The sequence below is a fragment of the Fibrobacter sp. genome (assembly GCF_017545445.1).
Taxonomy (GTDB): Bacteria; Fibrobacterota; Fibrobacteria; order Fibrobacterales; family Fibrobacteraceae; genus Fibrobacter.
In genome coordinates this window covers 1-24,146 of sequence record NZ_JAFWOM010000168.1, presented here as the reverse complement: position 1 = coordinate 24,146, position 24,146 = coordinate 1, and the positions used below count along the sequence as shown (strand labels likewise).

Sequence of the window (24,146 nt, the reverse complement as noted above, 5' to 3'; positions counted from 1 at the left end):
CTGGATTTTCATCCAAGCCGCGAATTTCATTTCAATGCCGTTGCTAACTTATTTAAAGTTTGCCGTAAAGGAGGCACCTTCTGTCGGGTTTACCATACGCGGATTGTCATTCACGCCATCGCTCCAGCCCGTAAACGTAGCACCTTCAGCCGGAACAGCCTTGAGTTCCATCTTCACGCCGCCAAAGAACTTGCCCTTGAAATCCTTGCTCGGAAGCGACATGCCTTCCATGAGCACAGCGCCGTTTCCATCAGCCTTGATGCTCACTGAAACGGTACCGCTCAAGCCGAATTCTTCCTGATATTCCTGAAGTACTTTCGGATCGCGTTTTTCAGCCCATTCCTTCATGCAAGAACCAGACTTGTCAAATCCATGACCGCAAGAGTTTTCATACCACTTCTGGTCCTGCTTGAACTTAGCAAGGTCGCGCGTCATTTCGTTAGCGTCGATTGTCGCCGTCATAGCGTTGACGATCTTAGTCACGTTAGCAAAGTTCGTATAGCTATTGAACATCACAGCAGAACGGTTAATGAACATGCGCTTAAATTCCGGATTCTTGATGAGCTGGATATAGAGGTTAGCAAAGCAGCCTTCTTCCTTGCACGGATGGTTTCCGCCGCCCTTCTTGATCCAAGAGAACATATTGGTTTCCTGAGTGAATTCCTTATCGTTCACGCCCCACATCCAGTCAAAGCCATGGTCAAGGTCATAGACCATGAACTTCCACGGGTGTTCCGGTGCAGACCAGGCACGCACGTTGTTATTCGGCCAGTCACCATTGTGCATATAAATTTCAGCAGCCATGTAATCGGCCAAGTTGCCCACATCGAGCATCGTCTTCACTTTTTCATAGTTGGCGTTGTTTTCACCCGAGAAATCATTAGTGGCCACAAAGTGAAGCATGTTCATGTAAGCGTCAATCGTACCATTGCTAGCCTCTACTTTGTCTTCCAAATGCTTGATGAAGTTCACCGAATTAGCATCAATCTTGTAATTCGTTTCTACATAATGCTTGTTGAAGCGTTCGCGCATGTCGTGAATGCCTTGGTACTTACCGTTGTAGAACACCACCACCTGACGGCTTCTCTGATAATCCACGCTAGTACCTTCGAGGAGAGCACCACCCATGGCATCTTCAATGTAGTCACTCACAAAACGGTTACCGTTATTGCGCAAGTTGAAAGACTTGTACTTGTCGTTCACGCCCTTGCGAGTTTCGAACAACGGATAATTGATGCTACCATCTTCGTATTCTTCGCGGAGGCGGATAGAAACGGACTTCTTGTCGTTCAAGCGGCTATAGCCACCCATCAAAGAAATACCGGCATCCTTTTCCCAAGTCGCACCCTTCGTGCTAGAACCCTTCTCGAAATATTCCACGTGGACCGGGATTTCAACATCAGCATAGAGGCCGGCACTATCCGGGCAATTCCTTGGAGCACTGCAACTCGTCTTGATGTAATGTTGACGGAAGAAGCTAGAATCCACACTGATAGCCACAATCGGCATTTTCACTTGGTCTTCATCAACAAAGAACGTACGAGTGATAACCTTGGTCGAAAGAGCTCCTTTCTTGAAAGAAGCACAACGGAAAGCCATGTTATGATCAATCTTCATCGGAGCATTGAATTCCGGGGAATTTTCAGTCGGCTCAGATCCGTTCGTCGTGCAACGGAGCTTCACGCCATCTTCAAGAGCCGGAGGATTCAAAGTAAACGGCTCATTATAGAAACCGGACTTGATTCCACTCATGTCGGGAACTGGAACAATTTCTTCATAGCCCTTGGATTCCGAATTCGGCCTTTCCGGAGTCGGCTTTTCAAAATAATCCCAATAGCCGCCATCGACAATGCCCCAACTAACACCGCTGGTCAGTTCTGGATAATCAACCGAATCTCGGATTCCGTTAAATTTATCCAACAGATAAACTGTACCGCCTTTTTTGTCCAGCTTCCAGTCCGCATGCGGACGTGTATGGCGACCTTCCTTGTCTTCGCTCTTTACAGCAGAAATGTTCTTGCCGTCGCAAAAGATAACTTTAAAGGATTTCGCCTTGATGATATCGCTTCCAAAAACGAACTTGCGGATATTCTTTTCCTTATCGATAAGCTTCTGCAAGTTTTCAATAAGGACATACCCCTTCAGGTCCACATCTTTATCGCTCGAGTTGTAAAGTTCCACCCAAGCCGGGTCTTTCCCTTCTTCGTCAAAGAAATCCAAGTTGAGAGGAGCGATTTCCGTAATGCGCAGCGCAGACTCTCCGACCCACTGGACAGATGTATCCGGAGGCAGAGGAATAGTATCGTAAAACCAAAGCGTATCGGTTCCAATAATAACCTTCGTAGTATCAATGCCGTGACTCCAGTTGATACTACCAGCCTCACTGCTCGAAGAATTTCCTTGCAGAACACTTGCAGACGAGCCGCAATTATTCAACGCTTCACACGTACTAGTCGCATTGGACATCGGTACAATTACCGCGTTATCATTATCATCAGCGCAGGCGACTACGAAAGCCGAGCCGAAAGCCGCCAACAGGGAAACGGACGCTCTAAACCATTTTTTTGTGCGAATCACGACGACCACCTAAAAAGTAAAAGAACACACTTCCCCATAGCAAAATACCATGGGACACCAAATAATTCCATCCAACGACAATAAATTTAGTTTTTTTTCAAAAAAATAACAGTAATATTCTATTTACCCTTGACAAGATGTGATATTTAAACTATCTTTGGGTCATCAAAATGGTTCTGTAGCTCAGTTGGTAGAGCAGTGGACTGAAAATCCGCGTGTCGTTGGTTCAATTCCAATCGGAACCACGAAAAAGCCTCGATGAAAATCGAGGTTTTTTCTTTTTTTTAACCCATTTCGGGAGTCCCACATAATCCCGTATCTGGCCCTCACAACCACAACGCACAAAAACAAAAAGGTGTGAGCACCGCCACACCTTAATTCAAAAAATGAATCTCTAAATTCTAATCACTGGACTGGCGGGAGCAGTCCCTTCTTGATGAACATTCCACCCGGCTTGTAGCAAGAGTAGAATTCATCCCAATGCTCCATCAAAATGTCTATGAGTTCCGGCTGGAAATGCGTTCCGCCAGAATTCTTCATTTCTTCTTTCACGCGATCTTCGGACCAGGCCGGCTTGTAGCAACGCGGACTTGCGAGAGCGTCCAAGACATCCGCCACAGCACAAATACGGGCCGGAAGCGGAATCTGTTCGCCCTTGAGACCATCCGGGTAGCCCGTACCGTCCCAGCGTTCATGGTGAGCACCGGCAATGTCGGCGCCCATACAAAGTAAATCCGTTTTCGATTCGCGGAGCAAGGTTCGTCCAATTTCCGAATGGCTCTTCATCTTGCTGAACTCTTCTGGCGTGAGACGGCCAGCCTTATTCAAAATCATATCCGGGATGCCGACCTTTCCAAGGTCATGCAGCGGAGCCACATAATAAATCAGTTCCTGTTCTTCCGACGAAAGCCCATAGTAGCGGGCCAGCTTCAACGAAATTTCAGCAACACGGTGAATATGGTCGCCCACTTCATGGCTGCGGAATTCAGAAACTTCACCCAAAATGCGAATGAGCTCCATGTGCGCAGACTTCAATTCTTCGGCCTTGATTTCCAGCTCTTTCGCATAACGCTCCAAAGCTTCGGCACGAATAGCCGATTCAATCGTCTTCGCAGAATAAACAGAAATGAGCTTGAGACGTTCCAGATCTTTCTTGGAGAAGAATACGTTGTCCCCGACTTTATTGATGGCCTGGAACACGCCCATCACGCGGTCATCGCTTTCCAACGGCATCGTCATCACCGATGTCGTATGGTAACCGCTCTTGATATCGCTTCGGCGGTCGAATCTGGAATCCTGATAAGCGTCATCGACTAAAAGAGGCTGTCCGGTCTTCAGGGAATACCCAACAAAGCCTGCAGAAAGCGGAATTCGAAGTTCGTCAACACCATGGGCAACCTTCGTCCACAGTTCGTTTCTCTGTTCATCGATAAGCCAAAGAGAACAGCGGTCAGCCTGAACAATCTGCCGGCCTAAATCCGCCATAAGTACCAATAGACTGTCCGTTTTATGTTCGGCAGCAATTTTAGGCATGTACTCGAATAAGAGAGCAGCAACTTCGCCGTCTCCAAGATCGGTAACGTTTTCCTGGTAGCTCATAACATGTAAAAAATAGTTAATTTCACACAAAATTCAAAGTATCATTGACGAATACGGTCATTTTTTCTATTCTTTGCGCACCAATTGGAGGAATAGGCTAATTGGTAAGTCAGCGGTCTTGAAAACCGCCGCCGTAAGGCTTGGGGGTTCGAGTCCCTCTTCCTCCGCGAAAAGCTCCCTTCGGGGAGCTTTTTTGTTTTTCATTTCATCCATCCTACCCCTAACTTCACTGGATCCCCTCCCTAACGGTCGAGGATGACAATCCTCGCCTTCCTACTTCCTACTGCCTACTTCCTACCGCCTACTGCGAAGCCCGTCCCAATCGGCCTGGCAATCAGCAGCAAAGTCCGCTGCCGCCGTCGAAGGCTCGTCGTAAAGTAACGTACAAACTTTCAACGGCAATGCGAAGTCCGCCCCGAACGCAGCCATGCACGCCGAAGTCGTCGCCCCCGTCGTAAAAACATCATCGACAACCACAACACTCCCCCGTGCAATCATCTTCTGCGGGAAATTCGGAACAAAAGCCCCCGCCACATTCATTTCGCGTTCATCCTTAGAAAGTTTCGTCTGCGATACGACGAACGTCTTGCGTTTAAGCCAGCGACACACCTTACCGCCAGTCGCAGTCGCAAGTGCAGCCGCCAACAGTTCCGCCTGATTATAACCGCGTTCGCGATACCTCGCATGGTGGAGCGGCACCGGCACAAAATAAAGCGGCTGGGCGAGCATCAAAAGTTCCTGCCCCACCATCCCTTTTACCGCCGACGAACGACGCACCAAGTACGATGCAAGTCCCGGAATATTGCGGTACTTGAGCGCATGCACCAGACGCCGCGTCAAAGGCCGCATCGGAAAAAGGCAAAATGCGTCCTCGTTCGGGAACGCAGGCGAACTCGATTCCCGCACAAGTTCCGCAGCACACGCAGGGCAAAGCCACGGATCCAGCCGCTCCGACGAGTTCCCGCACCCCAAGCACTCCATTCCAAAAACGAAATTAGCTACAGTCCGAAAGAAATCCATCTTAACCTCCTGATAAAAAACTTCTCTTCTTTATAACACGCTTTTTTCAGGATTTTGGACTGTAATTTTTCGTTAACAAGGTTTTAGGTTGTAGGTTATAGGGGTTAGGGGGATGCAAGAAGATCCGTATCTGCGATCAGAACTGTATGGATTCCCTCCCTTCGGTCGAGAATGACTATTCTCGCGAAGCCCCCTTTCTACTGCCTACTGTCTACTTCCTACTACAACTCCGTCGCCACCTTTCGTCTTTGGATTATCGCTTCGCTCTAATCCCAAATGCAGGACTCGGTCATGCCCATGCAAAAGCATACAAAGCGAACGCCGCAAAAAATGCTTGCATTTTTTATGGCTGAGCTGAAGTTGCGGACGCAAAGCGTCAACCATGGTCGCGACTCTCGCCTTACGCATTTGTCGTCTGTAGCCGCTATACAAAACTTGGCAACTTGTTGCCTTAGTTGCTGTTATCCACTTTGTGGAGAAGCGGCGTTCTCTCGTCTAATTCTCACTTATTCCCCTGATATCTCATGCACATTAAAAGTCCAACCAGGAACATGCACACAAGCGCAAACGAGCCGCCATACGAAATGAACGGCAGTGGAAGCCCCGTCACCGGCATAAGCCCAATCGTCATCGCAATATTCACCGTAATGTGGAACAAAAAGATTGTCGCGGCCCCCATCGTCACAAGCGTCACGAACGGGTCGTCATTCGTCTTGCAAATCGACGACGCTCGCCACAGGAACAGAGCAAACAGCACAAGAATCGTAGCGCACCCGACAAAGCCGAACTGCTCCCCGAGCACGCTAAAAATAAAGTCCGTATGCTCTTCGGGCAAAAACGAAAGATTCGTCTGCGAACCGTTCCCAAAGCCCTTGCCCTGAATGCCACCGCTTCCGATTGCCGTCAGTGATTGCAACACTTGGTAACCATCGCCCAACGGGTCGCTCATCGGATCCAAGAACGTATTCACGCGTTTCTGCTGGTGAGGCGCCAGCATATTCCACACCATTGAACTTGCGTACCCCGCCAAAATGTTCGTCGCGATAATCAATCCCGAAAGTTTTTTGGACAAGTGCCTGCGCAACACGGAGAACACGACAAGGCAAATCAGCACGCCCCACAAAACTTGCAGCACCATCGACTGCGAATGCGAGAACAGCACCGAAAGCACTGGACTCAAAATCAAGAACATGTCCGTAAACGTAAGCCCGGCAAAAAAGAATCCTACAAGCGTCACCGCAGTAAACACAAGTGCCGTGCTCAAATCCGGCTGTTTCAGCACCAACGCGAACGGCACGATAAAAAGCCCAAGCGGCACAGCAAATGTTTTTAAGTTATACAAACTCACAGGATGTTTCGAAAGCCAATACGAAATCGTAATCAAGTACGCAATCTTTGCAAATTCCGAAGGCTGGAGTTTAATGACCTTCAAGTCAATCCAACGCCCGGCACCTTTCACGTCACCCGCAAAAAAAAGCACGAATACAAGCAACACAAGGGCAATCACATACGAAGGAACCGCCGCCCGCTTGAGCCAATCAATCTTCACAAAGATAAGCCCAACCGCAATGGCAATGCCCGTCACGAAGTAAATAATTTGTCTAAACCAATGGGTATCGTAAAAGACAATTTCCTCGTTCATAGTCGCCGAATAAACTAAGAACACGCCGCAGGTCATCAACGTAAGCGTCAAACCAATAAAGAACCAGTCGAACTTTAACGACTTGTCCAGGTATCGACCGGAACTCATTTTTCCTCTTCCTCCTTCCCGAAGTATGCCATCAGCACCTTGCGAGCAATCGGAGCCGCCACCGCGCCACCGCCACCGGCAGCTTCCATAATCACGGCGACGGCAATTTGCGGGTCTTCAAGAGGAGCGACCGCCGCATACCAGGCATGCGTCTTTTGGCCTTTCTTCCATTCGCCAGAACCAGTCTTTGCCCCCACGCGGATTCCAGGAACCGCCCCTTTCTTTCCGGTTCCGCCCGGATGGTTCACTACAGAGTCCATCGCCGCCATCAGCACACGGTGCGTTTCGGGTTTCATCGTTCCCGGACGGATAATCTCCGGTTCAAAGCGGCGTACCACTTTTCCCTGATCATCACGCAACTCCTTCATAAAATGCGGTCGATACACGCCCTTGTTCGTCGCCAGCGACCCGACAAAAACAGCCTGCTGCAACGGAGTGACCATTTGCCCTTGCCCTATCGAGAGGTTCAGAATAAGCCCCCTCGCCCATCGCCAGCCCAAGCGCTTGTTTCGCTGGTTGAACGACACCGAATCGGGGAGCCATCCCGCACGCTCTCCCGGAATATCCACGCCCAGCAATTTTTCGCCATAGCCAAAGCGGCGTCCAAATTCATTGATACGCGCCATGTCGATTTCAAGCCCTGCCTGGTAAAAATACACGTCGCACGAAAGACGCAGCGCATGCACCACATTCAAGTTCCCATGCACGCCCCAGCATTTTTGGTACCGGGCACCGTACTGGTAGCCGCCCGTGCAAGGCTTGGGGTAATATTTCGTCTCCGAAATGATTCCGCTTTCAAGCCCGGCACCAGCCGTCACAAGTTTAAAAATAGACGCCGGAGGATAAACGCCCGAAATAGCACGGTTCGTGAGCGGACGCATAGAATCCAGAGCTACATGAGCCCACCCCTTGTTGCGTTCACGACGTTTCAGCGAAAAAATGTTCGGGTCAAGCCTCGGCGAAGAAACCATCGCCAAAATTTCACCATTGCGGGGGTCAATCGCGACAAGCGCTCCCTTCACCGTGTCAGGAATCGCCGCTTCCGCCACCTTCTGCAACTTCAAATCAATCGTCGAAACCATGTGCAAGCCGGGAACAGGTTCAATCAACGCCCCCACATCCGAAAGAGCGCGCACTTCACGTCCAGAAGCGTTCACCTCGACAAGCTTCATTCCGTTCACGCCGCGAAATTCCTTGTCATATTCCTGCTCCAGCCCTTTTTGCCCCACGCGGTCGCCCTGTGAATACGATTCGTACTCAGGCAACTTCAGCTGTTCTTCCGAAATCTCGCTCGTGTAACCCAGCACGTGCGAAGCAAGCATCCCGTAAGGGTATTCTCGGCGAGACTCGATAATCACGGAAACACCGGGCAGCTCCGTCGAATGTTCTTCAATCACCGCCACCTGCTCCATCGTCGCATCTTCCAGAATGCGGACCGGGCGCGTACGCACCCAGCGGATTCTTTGGAACGCCGTATCGAGCGAAAGCGAATCAAAAAGGCGCGTTCCCGACGAATCGCGAATGTTCAAAAGACGCTTAAATACAGAATCCCTATCTGCCTTTTTTTTAGGCATTTCCATCGCCTGCAAAGCAATCTGGTACGAGGGTCTGTTACGCACCAGCACATTCCCGTTCCTGTCGTAAATGTAGCCGCGGTTCGCAATCAACTCGATGCGTCGCAAGCGGTTGTTTTCGGAACGCTGGAAATTTTCTTCGTAGTGGATGTACTGCAACGAAAAAAGCTTGAACAGGATTACCGAAAAAACGACAACCACACCCGCCAAGAAAATCAAGACGTTCCAATTCCTGCGGACTCTCGCCTCGTTTTCCGAAGTATCGTTATACATTCGACTTTTTCCCCGAAGAGAGGTAGAACAAAATTCCACCAAGAATCATGGTGTAAACACTCTCCGGCACAGTTTTTGCAACAAAGAGCGTCGTCACCACATCTTTTTCAAGCCCAGTAATGAGGAAATAGAACATGTCGTTTACAAAGAACGCAAGGCCAAGAACACCAACCTTTGCAGGTAAATTCAACGTAAGGAAACGCTCTTCGAGCTGCCCCACGGCAAAGCCCACAATCGTCATCGCAATCGAATTTGCCCCAAGCCACTCCACCGGGGCATAAACATCTTGCGTAAAGCCCGCCAAGAATCCCCACAAACACCCCGCGGCGGCACCATAACGGATTGCCACGGACACTATGAAGATGACAACAAAATCAGGCCCTACGCCCAAAATCTGCAACCATTCGGCAACAGTCGTCTGTACCGCAAAAGCCAATACAAACAAAAGAAGCGTCCACAGCCATCCTCGATTACTCATCAAGCAACTCCTGGATAATCCAATCCGGCTCCTTTTGCATCACAAACACTTCTTCCAGCGTCGAAAATTCCTGGAACGGCTCCACGTCCATCAAGCTCATCACGTCCAAATCCGCCTTGCGGACCGCCCGCACCGTCCCCACCGGGATCCCCTTCGGGAAAATGCCGCCAAGCCCGGACGTAATCAGCGTATCGCCCTCGGCAACGCCCGCATGCGAGGGAATCATCGCCGTGAGCAATCGCCCGTCCATGGATTCTAGAAAGCCCACCACTCGGGTCCTGCGCTCCAGCACGGAAAGTTTCAAGTTCGGATCGACCAACAACTGCACGCGGGAATGCGTAAGCATCGCTTTAGAAATCTTCCCGACAAGTCCCTTCATCGAAAATACCGGCATGTTGTCCTTGACCCCATGACGCATTCCGCGGTTAATCACGAGCGTCGTCAAAAAGCGCCCCGGATTATGCCCTACCACGCGAGATGTCACAATCGGAAAATCCCACTTGTCGTCAAAACGCACCAGCGTATGGAGCCTGGCGAGTTCCTGCAAACCTTCGCTCGCATGGTACGTCTCTTGCCTAAGCCTTGCATTTTCTTCTTTCAGATGCTCGTTTTCGGCCTGCAACGACTTGAAGTTGTTGACCGACGACGCCAACAGCTGCACCGGATAGAACACCGTCGAAAGTGCACTTTCGACAATGCTCTCGCGCACCTTCGTCGATGCCGAATGCATCAGAATCCCTAAAACGAGAAAAAAGGCAAAAGCGACAATGCCATGCCTTTGGGTAAACAAATCGACAATAAAGCGAAAAGCTCTAAGCATCGAAGTGCAATTTCAAAAAATTACGTCGAAGAAGCGACCAAAACAGGACGGTACTTGTCCAAGTCTTCAAGAATACGGGCTGCACCCTTGCAAACACAAGTCATCGGGTCGTCAATCACGTTCACAGAAAGGCCTGTTTCCTTGCGGATGCGTTCGTCAAGGCCGCGCAACTGCGAGCCACCGCCCGTGAGGATAATGCCCTTGTCGTAAATATCGGCAGAAAGTTCCGGGAGCGTCATGCTCAAAGCCTGCTTCACCGCTTCGATAATCGACGTCACCGGCTCATTGATGGCTTCGCGGATTTCGGCACTTCCAATCGAAATCGTACGCGGCATGCCAGCGACAAAGTCAAGGCCCTTGACATCCATCGACAATTCTTCTTCGAGCGGACTTGCAGAACCAATCTGTATCTTGATCTGTTCGGCAGTGCTTTCGCCAATGCAGAGGTTGTACATCGTGCGCAAGTAGCGCACAATGGCTTCGTCCATTTCGTCACCGCCCACGCGCACAGAACCGTTACAGTCGGACTTGTTCAAGGCAATCACGGCAATATCGGACGTACCGCCGCCAATATCGACAATCATGTTGCCGACAGGGTCTTCAACCGGAATGCCCATGCCGATAGCGGCAGCCATCGGTTCGTGCACCAAGTGAACTTCCTTTGCACCAGCCATTTTCGCGGCATCAATCACGGCACGCGTTTCCACTTCCGTAATCCCGTTCGGCACGCCAACCACCACACGCGGTTTTACCACCCACAGCGGATAGCGTTGCACGCGCTTGATGAAGGTCTGCAAAAGCGTTTCTACAAGTTCGAAATCGGCAATCACGCCGTCACGCATAGGGCGTATTGCACGGCTCTCGCCAGACGTACGGCCAAGCATCTTTTTCGCTTCGCCGCCAATGGCAGTCACGCGGTTGCTCTTACGGTCAACAGCAATCACGGTCGGTTCGTTAATGACAATGCCCTGTCCAGCTACATGGACAAGCGTATTTGCAGTACCCAGGTCGATACCGATATCACAAGAGAAAAGTCCGAACAAAATTTAACCCTCTATAGAATAGAAAATCCCATACGAAATATAACTAAATTAGATGGATTTATTCCCTAAGGATCTTTATCTCTGCCAAATTTAAGAACTTTGTAATAACGATCCCAGTGTCTGCCATGGACTTCGTAGCGATACTTGCGTTTTGCGTAAAGAGCCATGTTCCTGTAGAGGTAAAAATCCACCTCGGCGTACGCCGCATAGATTTCCGCCTCGGCACCTTCGAACAACCTAAAATCCCGAATTTTGTAATAAGGTTCGTCGAGCAAATCTTCCTTTTTCGTATTGGCATTCAAGGCTTCCGCGACCATGAACTTCAAGTCTTCCTGCAAGTACGGAAGGAGTTTCTTTTCAATACGCTCCGTCGGTTCAGAACAAGACGAAAGCAACGCAAGAACTAAGAGGAATAAAATCTTTTTCATGACTATAAAATAAAAAAAGAAACGCACTCAAGTGGAATGCGCTTCGAAAATTGTTGCCAGTGATTAGTGGTTAGTGATTAGTGGTTAGGATTGCAATAAGAACGTTCCTGTTACATTCCTGCTTACTAACCACTGTTTACTAACCACTCTATTTTAGAACGAGTACGTCGCAGAGATTCTGGAGAAGATGCGGCCTTCGCCCTGGAACGGGTTACGGAAGAGGAGGTCTTCAGCAACAGTCACGTCAATCTTCAGCTTTTCTTCGATGTTGATACCGAAACCGAAGCCAATGTGGTCCTTGGAAGTACCGTCAGCAAGCGGGTTCGTCGTAAAGAAGTTGCCGTCTTCCTTGCAGATGCCGAACTTACCGTCTTTATACTTGTCTTCGTTCTTGCTGTTGACATTGCATTCTGTATAAAGGATAGACTTTTGGCCGCCCACGCGAATCACGAACCAGTCCCACCAGATGTTACGTTCAATACCGAAGCTGATCATGCCGCCAATATCGGAACGTTCGTCCCAATGCTTGTTGTCATCGTTACGTGAATCGTAAGTCCAAGTCTTGGATTCTGTGTCATAGAGCCAGTCGTGAGCTTTTCTCTTGTTCCAAATGAAGTCCAAGCCCATCCAGAAGAAGCCACGATCGAGAGCGACGTTCACGCCGACACCCACCTGGGCATGCTTTTCATCCAGACCCGGAGCATCGATGAACTTGAGGTTCAATGCCGGGACAAGTTCGCCGTTGATAGCGTCCAAGGTAAAGAACGCACGGGACTTGATGAGCCAAGAGAAGTTGCCATCGTCAAAGAAGTTGTGGTGTTCCGGACCGTACTGGATACGGGCCAATGAAAGAGAAGCTTCCAAATCGAAGGAGTTAGTAAACTGGAAATTCATACCGCCGCCAGCTTCCACGATAGAAGCGTAAGCGTCCTTCTTGACCTGGTAGTTGCCATCTTCATCCTTGTCGCCGCCGTCCTGCTGTGCAATATAAATATGCAAGCCCCAAGCGTTGCCATTCGAAAGCGTACCGCCCAAGAAGCCATCGAAGTTCGTCACCGTTTCGGGAACCTTAGTCGTAGTGCCATTGTCGCCAGTTACAGCGTCCGGCAAGTACTGCACAAGGTCCGTATTGATGCGGCCAAAGAGACCACCGATGGAGATTCGCGGATCAGGATTGTTAGCGTCGCCAAGGGAAATGGCGAAGATACCACCGAAATTCGGGTGCTGCGGATCGACGTTTCCGCCCGCCTTCATATCGTTATTGGTATAAGGACCGAATTCACCAATCAAGTAATTGGAGTAGAGGTTGATGTTTGCCGGGTTGTCAAAGATGCTCACATCGTCCATGATGTAAGTCGTATTTTTACCCATAGATTCAATACGGGCAAATGTTGCAAATGCAGACCCGACACCCAAGATTCCGAAAGCGGTGCCAACTGCAGCTACGGTTTTTAAGTTCATGGAATAACTCCTATTGAAAATTCATCTATAAAGTTAGTTTTATAAAATAAAAAACGCAACAAAAATTTAATGAAACGCATCATTTTTTTGCTTTTTTTCATTCAATGAAAAATAGAGACAAAAAAGACCAGACAAAAGTCTGGCCTTTTTTCAAGTTTTCCTAAGGATTATTCGGAGAACGTGAACGGAATCGTAACCGTCGTGTTACCGGATTTCACCTTGCTGAACGTCCAGCGGCTGACGGCATTCTTGATTTCGTTGTCAAATTCGCCGTAACCAGTCGTAGAAGAAACAGTGGAAATGCTGATGATTTCGCCACCCGGAGCGATCGTGAATCTCAAGGTAACCTTACCCTGGAATCCCGGTTTCTTCTTCAGGCACTTGTTATAGATGTGGCGAAGGCCCGGAGTACGCTGACGAACGACCTTCATGATGTCCGCTGCGCTGCGAGAACCGCCACCGGCACCCATGTCGATATCGCGCATAGACGGAGTCTTGATGGAACCCTTAGCCTTAGTAGCGATACCACCGCCACCACCGCCAAGGAGACCTGCAAGGCCGTCACCGATACCACCGGAACCACCTTCTGCGTAACCTTCGTTGAAGCCGCCATCAGCCTTGCCGCGACGACCGCCGAGAACGGTCTTACCCGTCGTCTGGAGGCCAGCCACGTCCTTGAGCACCTTATCGATGTCCTTGGTGAACTTCTGGTTCTTCATCAAGTCGTAAGCAGCAGCAGAGGCATTCTTGGTCTGAGCGGTAAGGAGCTTGAGCACGCCGCGAGTCTGCGGAGCGTTCGGCTGACCCTTACCGCGCGGCTTGCCACCGCCACCAGCTTTCTTACGAGGCTTCTTCGGTTCAGGCTTCTTCTTTTCTTCCTTCTTTTCTTCCTTCTGCTCAATCTGCATGGAAGTAGTAAGGTCAACAGAGTCTGCATTGTCGAACACGACTTCAGCGACGACCTGTTCGTACATGGAAGCCCAAATACACATAGCCAAAGCAACCACAAGAGAGACACCGGCGATTGCGCCCATCTTCTTGTCGGATTCCGGCATAAGCGACGCAATAAACGGATCTATATTCTTTTTAGCCATGCTTATTCCTCCCCGCCGTTCTTCTGCATCACGGCGAATGCGACGTTCGTGTATCCGGAGAAACCGCAAGTGGCCATCACCTTGTACATCGCATCATACGGGATGTTCTTGTCAATCTGCACAACGATGTGACCGGCTTCGTCAGCAGGAAGGCCCATCTTGAGAGCGTGTTCCTGTTCGATAGCACGACGGTCCTTCAAGACTTCGTCAACCTTGGTGACAAGGAGATCTTCTTGAGCGAGAACGTCGGCGGTCGGCACCACCTGTTCATTGTCAACGATAACGTAGTTAGCATCGACCACGACAGTCAGAGAAACTTCCTTCGGCTGGACCTTGGAGGTCGAGATCGGAAGAATCAAGTTTTCTGCCTGGGTCAAAAGCTGACCTTCAGCGTCCATGTTCTTGATCATGAACACCAAGATGATGGTCATCATGTCCATCATGGACGTGAGGGAGAAAGGTACGTCTTCGCTGTATTTACGAGCTTTTCTAGCCATGATTAACCTCCCAACTTAGCAAGGTTGATCTTGCTGAAACCAGCTTCCTTGGCACGGTCCATAAGCTGGATGATCTTGTCGAACTGAGTGTCGTCGTTTGCAACGATGATGATGTTATCAACGTCGTCCAAGTCGATGAACTGAGTATGGATAGCGATCAAGTCCTTAGCGATGAGATCGTATGCGGAAAGCGGATAAATCATGCTCTTGTCACCCGGCTTGAGAGTACGAGCAGAGTTCGGCTGAAGTGTTGCAACAGCCGTGCCCGGATTCGGAGCCTTGAGAGCCGGCGGCGGAGTGAGTCCACCAACACCTTCACCCGGAAGAGACAAGAAGTTGTTAGCACCATCGACATAAGCACTGTCAGCGTGAGCTTCTTCAGCGCTACCGTCGTTCTTGTAAGCAGCCCAGATTACACGACCCGCATCTTCTTCGGATTCCTTCTGGATAGCCCACAGTTCAATAGCTTCGATGTCATAAAGATACTTATCTTTATCCATCTCGGAACCATCTTTGCACGCCGGGCCACGTCCGCCTTCTACAACTTTCTTGACGTCTTCTGCCGAATAAGTAACAAGCTTAGCATCGGACTTGCAGCGGAACGTCCACATTTCCTTGAAATAGACGTTCGGCTGGAAACCACCGCGTGCACCGATAACGAGGTAATCGCTAGCGATGGCGAGTGACAAGTTCAATGCCTGCTCATCCGGCGGAGGCGGTTCATTATTGTCCATGATCATCTGGCTACGTTCAGGCAGATTCACTTCGACAATAGCGAGCTTGGAGAAAGCAGTCATGGTCAGAAGCATAGGAATCAAGATGGTGAACAAGCCCATCGCCGGAAGCAAATCCGGTTCTTCGACCTTTCCTGGTTTCTTGATTTGTTTTGCCATGTTTTATAAACTCCAGTTAAAATTAAACTCTCTGATTGATTATGCGAGGGAGTTGATAATCTTGAGGCCCTTTTCTTCCATTTCCTGGATGAGGCGTTCGGAGTTCATGTTGAGAAGACCGACGATGACGAGGAGAGGAACTGCAGAGAGAAGTCCGAGGAGCGTAGTACCCATAGCGATAGCAATACCGTCAGCAAGAGCCTTAGCACGTTCAGAAGCCGGCTTGTTAGCAACAGCGTCGAAGGTGTAGATCAGACCGTAAATCGTACCCATAAGTCCGAGCAACGTGGAGATGGAAGCCATAACGGAAATGATGGAGATGTAACGAGTGAGGCGCGGAGCTTCAGTGAGGAACACAGCGTCAGAAGCAGCAGTCATCATATCGCGAGCCTTGTCAGCATCCTTGCAGTTGAGCTTTGCACCGACAATAGCGTCCATAACCTTAGCAATCGGGAGCTTAGAGCTCTTGGCGAACTGGAGAGCCTGTTCGAGCTGGTTTTGCATGACGAGCTTACCGAAATCAGCCATGAACTTAGCACGGCCCTTAGAGCTCTTAATCATGATGTAAGTGAAGCGTTCGATGGAGAAGCCGAGGCCGATGACGAACACGACCAAGATGATCCACATGAACTGGTAACCATCAGATTCAGGGCTGAAGGATTGAAGCAATTTAGACATTAGAGACTCCTTTAATTGAGTTATTGTTTTTTTGTTGTTTTTGATAATCTTCGTTCATATTTATTTTTTTTTTGAGCGTTGTGGGAAATTTTAGTAGTAAAACTTTCTTTACCGCATGTCAATCGCCCTCAAGCCCAATAAAATAGGGGAATCCCATGAACCAGGATTCCCCGTAAAATAGTTTTTACCGCTATTTTTTCTTGCCTTTTTTGGCTTTTTTCTTGGACTTCTTGGATTCAGCCTTAGCCTTCTTGCCCTTCTTGCCCTTCTTCTTAGAGGACGTAGTAACCACTTCTTCTTCGCTAGAAGATTCAGAAGTAGATTCGACACCTCTTTCAGAAGCCGGGATCTGGCTAGGATCGGCCATCCACTGCTTGAGCTTGGCGAGTTCTTCTTCAAGCTTTGTACGATCGTCCTTTGTTTCCTTGACGATGTTGCGGAATGTAGCCACCTTTTCTTCCAAGGTCATAGCGTCAGACTTTTCAATCTGTTCAATACGAGCCTTCAACTTGAAGTAAGCCGGGTCAGCAAACAGCGTAGAAGGATCGAACTTCACAATCTGGGTGTTCAGATCTTCGTTGGCTTCATCGAGCTTTCTGAGCGTTTCGTAAAGCTTCTTCGTCCATTCGTTGTCAATGCCATAGTGTGCAGAGGCCTTGATACCCGTAGCGCACTGCGGGATAGCGAGCTGCTTGGCGGCATCGGAACGGTTGTTGAGTTCTTCACGGTAGGCTTCCAAGTCTTCGTGAGCAGCCATGATAGCGTCATCCTTCACCATGCCCTGACCGACGTATTCGCGTACAATCAAAGCACTATCAGGAATCGGGGAGTTGGCGAAAGCATCGGCAACTTCGACGAACACAGCGCAGCCTTGGTAGTACATTTCGATGTAGCCCATTTCTGCGGCAATAACGTCCTTGTTGTAGAAGCCCTGGTCACGAGCGAGGTCAATGTTCTTCTGGAAGATCGGACGAGCCTGTTCGTAGTAAGACGGGAGCTGTTGCACGATACCGATACGTTCGGCGAACTTTTCTTCTTCCTTCTTACCGTTGAGCTGCTGTTCACGAATCTTTGCAGCCATCGTCACGAAGAGCATACCCATCTTGTTCGTGGCACGGAACGTCCACTTTTCAGATGCGTAGGCAGCAGACTTGGAGTAGTGACCCATAGCCTTCTGGAGGGTTTCCACCAAGCTCTTGATAATCTTGGCCTTTTCCTTTTCCTTGCCCTTCAAGACAACCGGAGTCATCTTGTTGTATTCGTATTCGCCCATGTAGTAAGCAGCTTCAGCCGGGATAGCAGCGTCTGCATTCTTGATCTGCAAGCCGTACTTGTCGTAAGCTTCGAGAGTCTTCTTATAGGCGTCAACAGAGTTTTCAACATCCTTGACATTGCGGTAGGCACGGGCGATACCGATATAAGCGGCAATCAGCTTTTCCTTGTCTTCCTGATACATCCTGATGAAGTTGTTGTATTCCTGGATGGCGAGGTCCCACTTCTTAGCGTTAGCGTATGCCATCGGGATAGAGAAGGCAGCGTCAACAGCGTAAGAACTCTTCGGATAGTCGCGGACGAGGTCCTTGGAGCAGCGGATAGCTTCGTTCGTCATCTTGGCTTCGTCGTAGCTCAAGCAGGCGCTATAGAGGAAGGCCGGAGTTTCTTCGTTCTTCGGATAACGCTTGTAAGCAAGTTCGAAGGTCAAAGCGGCTTGCTTCTTGTCCGGGATGGAATCGTAGGTCTGTGCGGCAAAGCCAATTGCCGGGAAGGCCATGGAATCCTGCGGGAAGTTGTCCGTGATGAACAAGAACGTCTGGGCAGCAACCACCGGCTTCTTGTCCTTCTTGTAGTTGCTAGCAGCACGCAAGATACCCTTGACAGTGAGCGGAGAAGACTTGTAGTTCTTCGGGAGGAGCATGAAGGTTTCAGCAGCCTTGGTAAATTGGTTCACGCTTTCGTAAGCGGCAGCGGCTTCGAACACGGCCTTGTCAGCAATGTCGATAGTCGGGTAACGCTTGATGAGGTCTAAGTAAGCCTTGGCACCGACTTCCGGCTTGCCTTCCTTCACAGAGGTTTCGGCCTTCTGGAAGAGAACGTAAGCAATAGCCTTTTCGATTTCGCGAGCCATGGAGTCATTGCGAGTTTCCTTGGCCTTGTACTGCTTGAGGAGCCATTCGAATTCGGTGAGGGATTCATCGAGCTGATTGGATTCCAAGAGAGACTGGGCAAGCATACGGCTGATGAGCAAGATGTACTGATGCTTCGGGAAGTCCTTCTTGAGCTTGCGGAGGACGTTCACAGCAACACTGAACTGCTTTGCATCGTAATGGACGATTGCAGCGTTGTATGCAAGTTCTGCAGCTTCCTTGTTCTTGCCGAACTTGGCCATGTACTTATCGACCTGTTCGAAGTAAGCCTTGGTTTCGGGCAAGTTGTATGCCTGGACAGCATCATCGTTAGCCTTGGACTTGCGAGCATTTTCACGAGCCTGGTCCATCATGAGAACGGCGTTGTAACCAGCTTCATCCTTCGTGAGGAGAGTGCCGGAACCCAATTCGCGACGGCCATAGCGAGTCGTATCGGTTTCGACGATCCAGTTGAACATCTTGGCAGCGTTAGCATGCTGGCCCATTTCCTGATAGACGAGAGCGAGGTTGATGTGAACCTTGTATTCGTCCCAGGTCGGTTCCTTGGCATAACGCTTCAAGAATGCTTCGTAAGCTTCAATAGCCTTGGCATACTGTCTCTTGCCACCTTCGATATCACCTTCCTTGGTGAGCTTGGCAGCCTGAGCATGGTGATACTGCGGAATATCGAGCATAGCGCCGCGGATAGCAGCTTCAGCGTTCTTCACGGATTCCGGGTACATCTGGTTTTTCTTGTACCAAGAAGAGTTGCGGTCGTAACGCTTCACCACTTCGTAACGGTGAGCCTGAGCATCTTCAAACTTCTGCTGAACGATCAAGATTTCGATCATGGCGATATCGGCGAGCGGAGCGTCGATATAGTCCGGGTTGATGTTCATCAAACGCTTGAAGGACTGGACAGCTTCTTCGTTACGGTCATGGTCCTTGTTCTTCATACCGATACGGTAATAGACAGAATCCTTGAACGCAACCTTCTTGTCTCTCAAGAAAGCTTCAGCTTCCTGGACACCACCACCTTCCAAGTCAGAGAAAGATGCAGCCATGAAGTCCATAGCTTCAGCGCGCAAGTCAGCAGGATACTTACCCTTGTCAGCACCAACGATGTAATCGAAGTACTGCTTAGCAGCGATTTCGTATTCTGCAGTATTATAGTAAGATTCAGCCAAGTGGTACATGGCAAGAGCCGCTTCCTTACCCGTCAAGTTGTCGAAACCGGTCACCTGCTTATAGGCAGATATAGCGTCCTTGAACTTGCGGTTCATGAAGTGGTATTCAGCAATACGGAGCCATGCCTTCGGCACAAGACCGTGATCCGGGAAGTCCTTGACGAGCTGCATACGAAGCTTGTATGCCTTGTCATCTTCGCCGCTAGCTTCCTGCACAGCAGCAGCCTGATAAATCACGGTCGGAGCCTTAGATTCCTTCGGATACTTGTCAATGTATTCGAGGAAGTAACCCAAGGACTTCTGATGGTCTGGCTTCGGGAACTGGCCAATGTTGGCGCACTTTGCCGGTTTGTTATCGCGGTCAGCGCACCAAGCGACATCTTCTTCGTATTGAGCGTTCTTATCGAGGAACTGCTTTTCTTCGAGTTGGAACTGGTAATGACCGAGTTGCTGCAAGGCGGATGCGCAACGATTGCTCACCTTACCCTTGCAACGATCGACTTGACGTTCCCATTCAGCAATGGCATCTCGCATGCCTGCTTCGTCCAAGTTGCCAGAACGGCAAGCTTGTTCAGTCTGGCTTTTCAGAACCTTATAGGAACTAGCGCACTGTTCATAACCAGAATTGCCCTTTCCTATGGACTTGCACTTGGCAAACAGTTTTTTAGCTTCTTCCGTTTTTTCTTTACACGGATCCGATGCGGCAAATGATGTTCCCACCATGGAACAAACAATCGCCGAGACGAGCAATAAATTTTTCATCGTTGTCTATCCACCTATTATTTTATTCCAGATCATCCAATCCACCACCAGACGACTCACCCGTAGAGCCAGGACCAGTGGGAACACCTGTAAGCAAGGTCTTAACAGTAGCCAAAGTAAAGCCGGCATCATCTCTAATACGCTGACGGTTGGATTCAAAGCGGTCACTCTGAATGGACCTTTGCATGAACGATGCATAGTCCTCAATAGCCTGATTAGCCTTGTCAAATGTCGGACGCAAAGCTTCACGCTTGCTTTCCACACGCGGAGTCGGCAGCTGGCGAGCAAGATCCAAGGCAAGGACCTGGACGGAGTCGAACTGACCCTGCATTGATTCGAATGCCTGACGAGCACTATCGCGAGCAGCACCAGACACAACAGGCTTATCCGAAAGATCCACAGCTTTGGTCAAAGCTTCGGCAGACTTCTGATATTCCTTCTTCATGAAGTGGCAGTAACCAACCACGAGATAAGCTTCCGAGACGAGGAAGGATTCCGGGAGGTTGCTAATGATCCACTGAGCCGGCTTGATAGCATCATCCGGTTTGTGAACCTTGAGGAAGGACCATGCGATACCGAGCATAGCTTCGTCAAACACCGGAGAACCCTTCTGGACCTGACCATACATCTGGGCAGCCTGAGCAATGTCCGGCTTTTCACCAGAGAAGAAGAGGTGGCCGAGCTTCACCTTGGCAGCATCCTGCAAGTCGCGTTCAGACTGGTTGGAAACCGGCTGTTCCGTAATATCGCGGAAGCAGTTTTCAGATTCTTCCCATTTCTGCAAACGGCTATTGGCAATACCCATGGTATAGCGAGCGTAGAAGTAGTTGGCGTTACCCGGAAGAATGGCGGCGAGCAGGTCAACAGCTTCCTGATAGAGGCCCTGTTCGAACTTGATCTGGCCGGCAACGTAGTCTGCGTCAGCCTTCACGTCGCTTTCGCCGAACTTCTGAGCAATATTCTGGTACTTGTTCATGGCTTCCGTATATTTGCCTTCCTTATAGTCGATGTTCATCAACTGGAAGTGATACTTGGCACGTTGGTCGCTCTGCGGATAACGCTTGATGGCGTCTTCGTAAACGGACTTAGCAGCCTTGTGCATACGGAGGTTTTCGAAAGACTTAGCCTTGTAGAACGCAGCCTGGTCCACCAAGTGGAATGCCGGATACTTGGTCTGAACCTTACCGAAGGCATAAGCGGCTTCGAGGAACTGACGGTTCAAGTAGAGGCGCATTGCAGCACGGTAGTCGTTTTCAGGTTCGATCTTCAAACGGCGATAACGTTCTTCACCGATTTTCTCTTCACGAGTGTCACCGAAGCGGCTTGTAAGCTTGACAGCCCAAACGAAGCCACGGTTCTTCTTGGCCCAAAGATCGTCGTGAGACATTTCGAGGTCAAGAGCGAGGTAACGGAAGATGCTGACATCCTTGACGTTAACCGTAGCACCGATAACCGGGTAGCCTTCCTTCGTGAAACGAGCGCGAACGCCAAGATGAGAAGAGAGGTAGTAGGTCAAGGTGAAGCTCATTTCGAGGTTAGCACCCTTGCCACCTTCCTTGGAATCGTGAATGATATCGATCAAGGAAAGTTCAGCCTTCAATTCGAGGAGACGGTTGAAACCGCGCCAGAAGAGGGAGAAGTTGAGGTTCGTCGGAATCTTATAGGCGTCTTTTGCACCCATAAACACGAACTTGAGACCATCTTCAGCTTGAGCTTCGCTCACAGCCGGAGCGAGCAAGTTCTGCACGGCAACGCCAATGAGCAAGTAACCGAACTTCGAAGAAGCGAGCGGGTTCCAGCTCAAGCCCACGTCAGCACCGACAGTAAGCTGCTTGATTTCATCAAACTGGTTGATGTACAAGATGGAAAGGTCGATACCGACAGCGAGCAACTGCATAACTCTATAGGAGTAGCCGATCAATGCGGCAATTTCGCTATAGGACTGGCCACCTTCGATAGAAGCACCGTTTTCAAAAAGGGAAATACCCCACGTATGCTTGTAATCAATCGGGTAAGTCAAGCTGACGTATTCCTGGCTAGCTTCGCCACTAATCGTGCTAAAGAAGCCCAAGCTCAATTCTAACTGATCCGTTTCAGAAATACCTGCCGGGTTCACGTACATGGCAGTGTTTCCACCATATTCTGCAAACCAATCGTTCTGCTGGTACTTATTCGGCGTGTAGGTTGCCTCAGCAAACAAAGAAGTGCTAGCTACGGCAAGTCCAAGAACGGACGTCTTGATGAAACTAGTATGCATCATCACCTACTCCTTTACTTAATATCCGTGCGGATGAACTCAATACGACGGTTCTGCGCACGTCCTTCAGGTGTTTTGTTGGAAGCCACAGGCTTAGTATCGCCGAGGCCCTTCGTAGTCATACGGCTTTCGTTAATGCCTTTTTCAACAAGGAAGTTCTTCACAGCCAAAGCACGGTCTGCGGAGAGAGTCAGGTTCTTGTCCTTGTTACCGATGTTATCGGTATGACCCACAATTTCAAATGTAGATTCCGGGAAGGTTTCCATGATATCGACAACCTTCATCAAGGAGATGTAGGAGTCTTGAGTAATGGTAGACTTTCCAGATTCAAAGTTCACGCCATCAAGCACAAAGACCTTCTTAGGCGGCTGCGGAACTTCGTCCGGGCATCCATCGTCGTCCTTGTAGTTGTTGAGAGATTCGGACTGGTCCGGGCAAAGGTCAACGCCCTTGCAGATGTGAGCGTTCTGAGCAAGCATACCCTTTGCTTCTACCCACGGGTCGCAGAGACCGTCACGGTCGTTATCCGGATCCGGGCAACCGTCGTCATCCTGGAAGCCATCGAAGTCTTCCGGTTCTTCCGGGCAGTTGTCAAAGCCGGAGCACATTGCAGCGTACTTTTCTGCAAGGCCTTCTTCGGAAACCCACGGATCGCAAAGGCCGTCGCCATCGGTATCCGGATTGCGGGTTTCTTCGACAGCTTCTTCTTCCTTGACGACATCAGTTGCCGTAAGGCCGATATCCAGCTTGCCCTTACCGCGCTTGAGCATCGGGGAAGTGGACTGGCAGAAGAAGTTCGGCTTGCCGAGAGACGGGCTGATGAACTTCGGATCCAGAGACACGTTCGTGCGGTTCACCTTGATGAACTGGTTGAACGGGTAGTAGTTCTTGTAGATGTTGTTGTATTCCACCTTCGTCTGACCGGCAGCCGGATCAGCAAACACACCGTAATAGTGGTTTTCCATGAAGATGTTGTTACGAGCGATAATGTTGGTCGGTCCCTTCAAAGCAAGGCCAGAGTAGCCGTTGCGGAGCACAACGTTCTGTTCGACGTAGGCATCGAGAGACTTAGCACCCCAGGCGAGAATGCCGGACCAGCGGTTGCCATAGACCACGTTGTTGCGGAGCCAAGGCAGAGAAATAAAAGCACCGATACCCGTGGCATGGTTATCGATCACATAGCAATGATGAATGTAGGGAGCTGCGTTTTCGCAAAGAATACCTTCGAGACCGTTCCTCACTGTGAAGTGCGACATTTCGGCGCCCGAAGTACCCATGACGGTCGGACCTCGGCGGCCACCATCAATGATGGTCGTCAAAGGGTCCTCGCCCTTAAGAACAACACCCATGATAAGGGTGATGTTTTCGTTATAAACACCGCGTTTGACAAGGATGGTATCCCCGGCATCCGCATTTCCGAGAGCATCAGCAATCTTTGCGAAATCGCCAGGCACGTTGATATTCTTTGCCATGGCGGTTCCAGAAAGAAGCATCGCCCCGGCCGTAATTAAGACCAGTTTCTTTAGGGTCATACTGCTACGTTTCTCCAATCATAGAACACTTAAATTCGTTAAACATACGCTTGCCAGTTTGGCAAACACAAAACCCATGTGGGAATATACCTTCAAAAAT

17 protein-coding genes and 2 tRNA genes are annotated in these 24,146 nt (G+C 49.8%); 2 read left to right on the top strand and 17 right to left on the bottom strand.

All coding sequences use genetic code 11. From position 1 onward, the window contains the following. Positions 1-48: 48 nt before the first annotated feature. Complete coding sequence (locus tag IKG78_RS19170) at positions 49-2,577, bottom strand: CotH kinase family protein (protein WP_290946881.1); 2,529 nt, start codon at positions 2,575-2,577, stop codon at positions 49-51. A 172-nt stretch (positions 2,578-2,749) separates the two neighbouring features. Between IKG78_RS19170 and IKG78_RS19165 the strand changes: the two genes are divergently transcribed. Further along, positions 2,750-2,822 (top strand) — tRNA-Phe (locus tag IKG78_RS19165). Between the two features lie 160 nt (positions 2,823-2,982). On the opposite strand, the gene IKG78_RS19160 is transcribed toward IKG78_RS19165, so the two are convergent. Beyond that, positions 2,983-4,176 carry an HD domain-containing phosphohydrolase gene (locus tag IKG78_RS19160; protein WP_290946879.1) on the bottom strand — a complete coding sequence of 398 codons (1,194 nt, stop codon included), beginning with the start codon at positions 4,174-4,176 and terminating at the stop codon, positions 2,983-2,985. A gap of 86 nt (positions 4,177-4,262) precedes the next feature. On the opposite strand from IKG78_RS19160, the gene IKG78_RS19155 reads away from it, so the two are divergent. Further along, positions 4,263-4,343: transfer RNA gene (locus tag IKG78_RS19155), tRNA-Ser, on the top strand. A gap of 127 nt (positions 4,344-4,470) precedes the next feature. On the opposite strand, the gene IKG78_RS19150 is transcribed toward IKG78_RS19155, so the two are convergent. The 15 genes from IKG78_RS19150 to IKG78_RS19080 form a co-directional block, all read right to left on the bottom strand. Further along, positions 4,471-5,196 carry a ComF family protein gene (locus tag IKG78_RS19150; RefSeq protein WP_290946877.1) on the bottom strand — a complete coding sequence of 242 codons (726 nt, stop codon included), beginning with the start codon at positions 5,194-5,196 and terminating at the stop codon, positions 4,471-4,473. A 502-nt stretch (positions 5,197-5,698) separates the two neighbouring features. Continuing rightward, positions 5,699-6,946 carry a rod shape-determining protein RodA gene (rodA, locus tag IKG78_RS19145; protein ID WP_290946875.1) on the bottom strand — a complete coding sequence of 416 codons (1,248 nt, stop codon included), beginning with the start codon at positions 6,944-6,946 and terminating at the stop codon, positions 5,699-5,701. Then, positions 6,943-8,793, bottom strand: coding sequence for a penicillin-binding protein 2 (mrdA, locus tag IKG78_RS19140; protein ID WP_290946873.1), 1,851 nt, complete (start codon positions 8,791-8,793; stop codon positions 6,943-6,945). The genes rodA and mrdA overlap by 4 nt, the downstream gene beginning before the upstream one ends. Next, the gene (gene mreD, locus IKG78_RS19135) at positions 8,786-9,271 is read right to left on the bottom strand and encodes a rod shape-determining protein MreD (protein ID WP_290946871.1); all 486 of its coding nucleotides are present in this window, start codon (positions 9,269-9,271) and stop codon (positions 8,786-8,788) included. The genes mrdA and mreD overlap by 8 nt, the downstream gene beginning before the upstream one ends. Then, the gene (mreC, locus tag IKG78_RS19130) at positions 9,264-10,001 is read right to left on the bottom strand and encodes a rod shape-determining protein MreC (protein ID WP_290946869.1); all 738 of its coding nucleotides are present in this window, start codon (positions 9,999-10,001) and stop codon (positions 9,264-9,266) included. The genes mreD and mreC overlap by 8 nt, the downstream gene beginning before the upstream one ends. 110 nt (positions 10,002-10,111) lie before the next feature. Next, a complete protein-coding gene (locus tag IKG78_RS19125; protein ID WP_290946867.1) occupies positions 10,112-11,134 on the bottom strand; it encodes a rod shape-determining protein in 1,023 nt (340 codons plus the stop codon). Between the two features lie 65 nt (positions 11,135-11,199). Continuing rightward, positions 11,200-11,562, bottom strand: coding sequence for a hypothetical protein (locus IKG78_RS19120; RefSeq protein ID WP_290946864.1), 363 nt, complete (start codon positions 11,560-11,562; stop codon positions 11,200-11,202). A gap of 153 nt (positions 11,563-11,715) precedes the next feature. After that, positions 11,716-13,023 (bottom strand): hypothetical protein, encoded by a 1,308-nt coding sequence (locus IKG78_RS19115; protein ID WP_290946858.1) that lies wholly within the window; start codon positions 13,021-13,023, stop codon positions 11,716-11,718. A 167-nt stretch (positions 13,024-13,190) separates the two neighbouring features. After that, positions 13,191-14,117 carry an AgmX/PglI C-terminal domain-containing protein gene (locus tag IKG78_RS19110; RefSeq protein ID WP_290946851.1) on the bottom strand — a complete coding sequence of 309 codons (927 nt, stop codon included), beginning with the start codon at positions 14,115-14,117 and terminating at the stop codon, positions 13,191-13,193. 2 nt (positions 14,118-14,119) lie between these two features. After that, positions 14,120-14,614, bottom strand: a complete 495-nt coding sequence (locus IKG78_RS19105) for a biopolymer transporter ExbD (RefSeq protein WP_290946845.1) — start codon at positions 14,612-14,614, stop codon at positions 14,120-14,122. A gap of 2 nt (positions 14,615-14,616) precedes the next feature. Continuing rightward, positions 14,617-15,507 carry a biopolymer transporter ExbD gene (locus IKG78_RS19100; protein WP_290946842.1) on the bottom strand — a complete coding sequence of 297 codons (891 nt, stop codon included), beginning with the start codon at positions 15,505-15,507 and terminating at the stop codon, positions 14,617-14,619. 39 nt (positions 15,508-15,546) lie between these two features. Beyond that, a complete protein-coding gene (locus IKG78_RS19095) occupies positions 15,547-16,185 on the bottom strand; it encodes a MotA/TolQ/ExbB proton channel family protein (RefSeq protein ID WP_290946839.1) in 639 nt (212 codons plus the stop codon). Between the two features lie 190 nt (positions 16,186-16,375). Continuing rightward, on the bottom strand, positions 16,376-20,257 hold the full coding sequence (locus IKG78_RS19090; RefSeq protein ID WP_290946833.1) for a hypothetical protein: 3,882 nt from the start codon (positions 20,255-20,257) through the stop codon (positions 16,376-16,378). 22 nt (positions 20,258-20,279) lie between these two features. Further along, positions 20,280-22,517: a tetratricopeptide repeat protein gene (locus IKG78_RS19085; protein WP_290946826.1), complete on the bottom strand. Its 2,238-nt coding sequence runs from the start codon at positions 22,515-22,517 to the stop codon at positions 20,280-20,282. A gap of 11 nt (positions 22,518-22,528) precedes the next feature. Further along, positions 22,529-23,986 (bottom strand): OmpA family protein, encoded by a 1,458-nt coding sequence (locus IKG78_RS19080; protein ID WP_290946818.1) that lies wholly within the window; start codon positions 23,984-23,986, stop codon positions 22,529-22,531. Between the last annotated feature and the right edge of the window lie 160 nt (positions 23,987-24,146).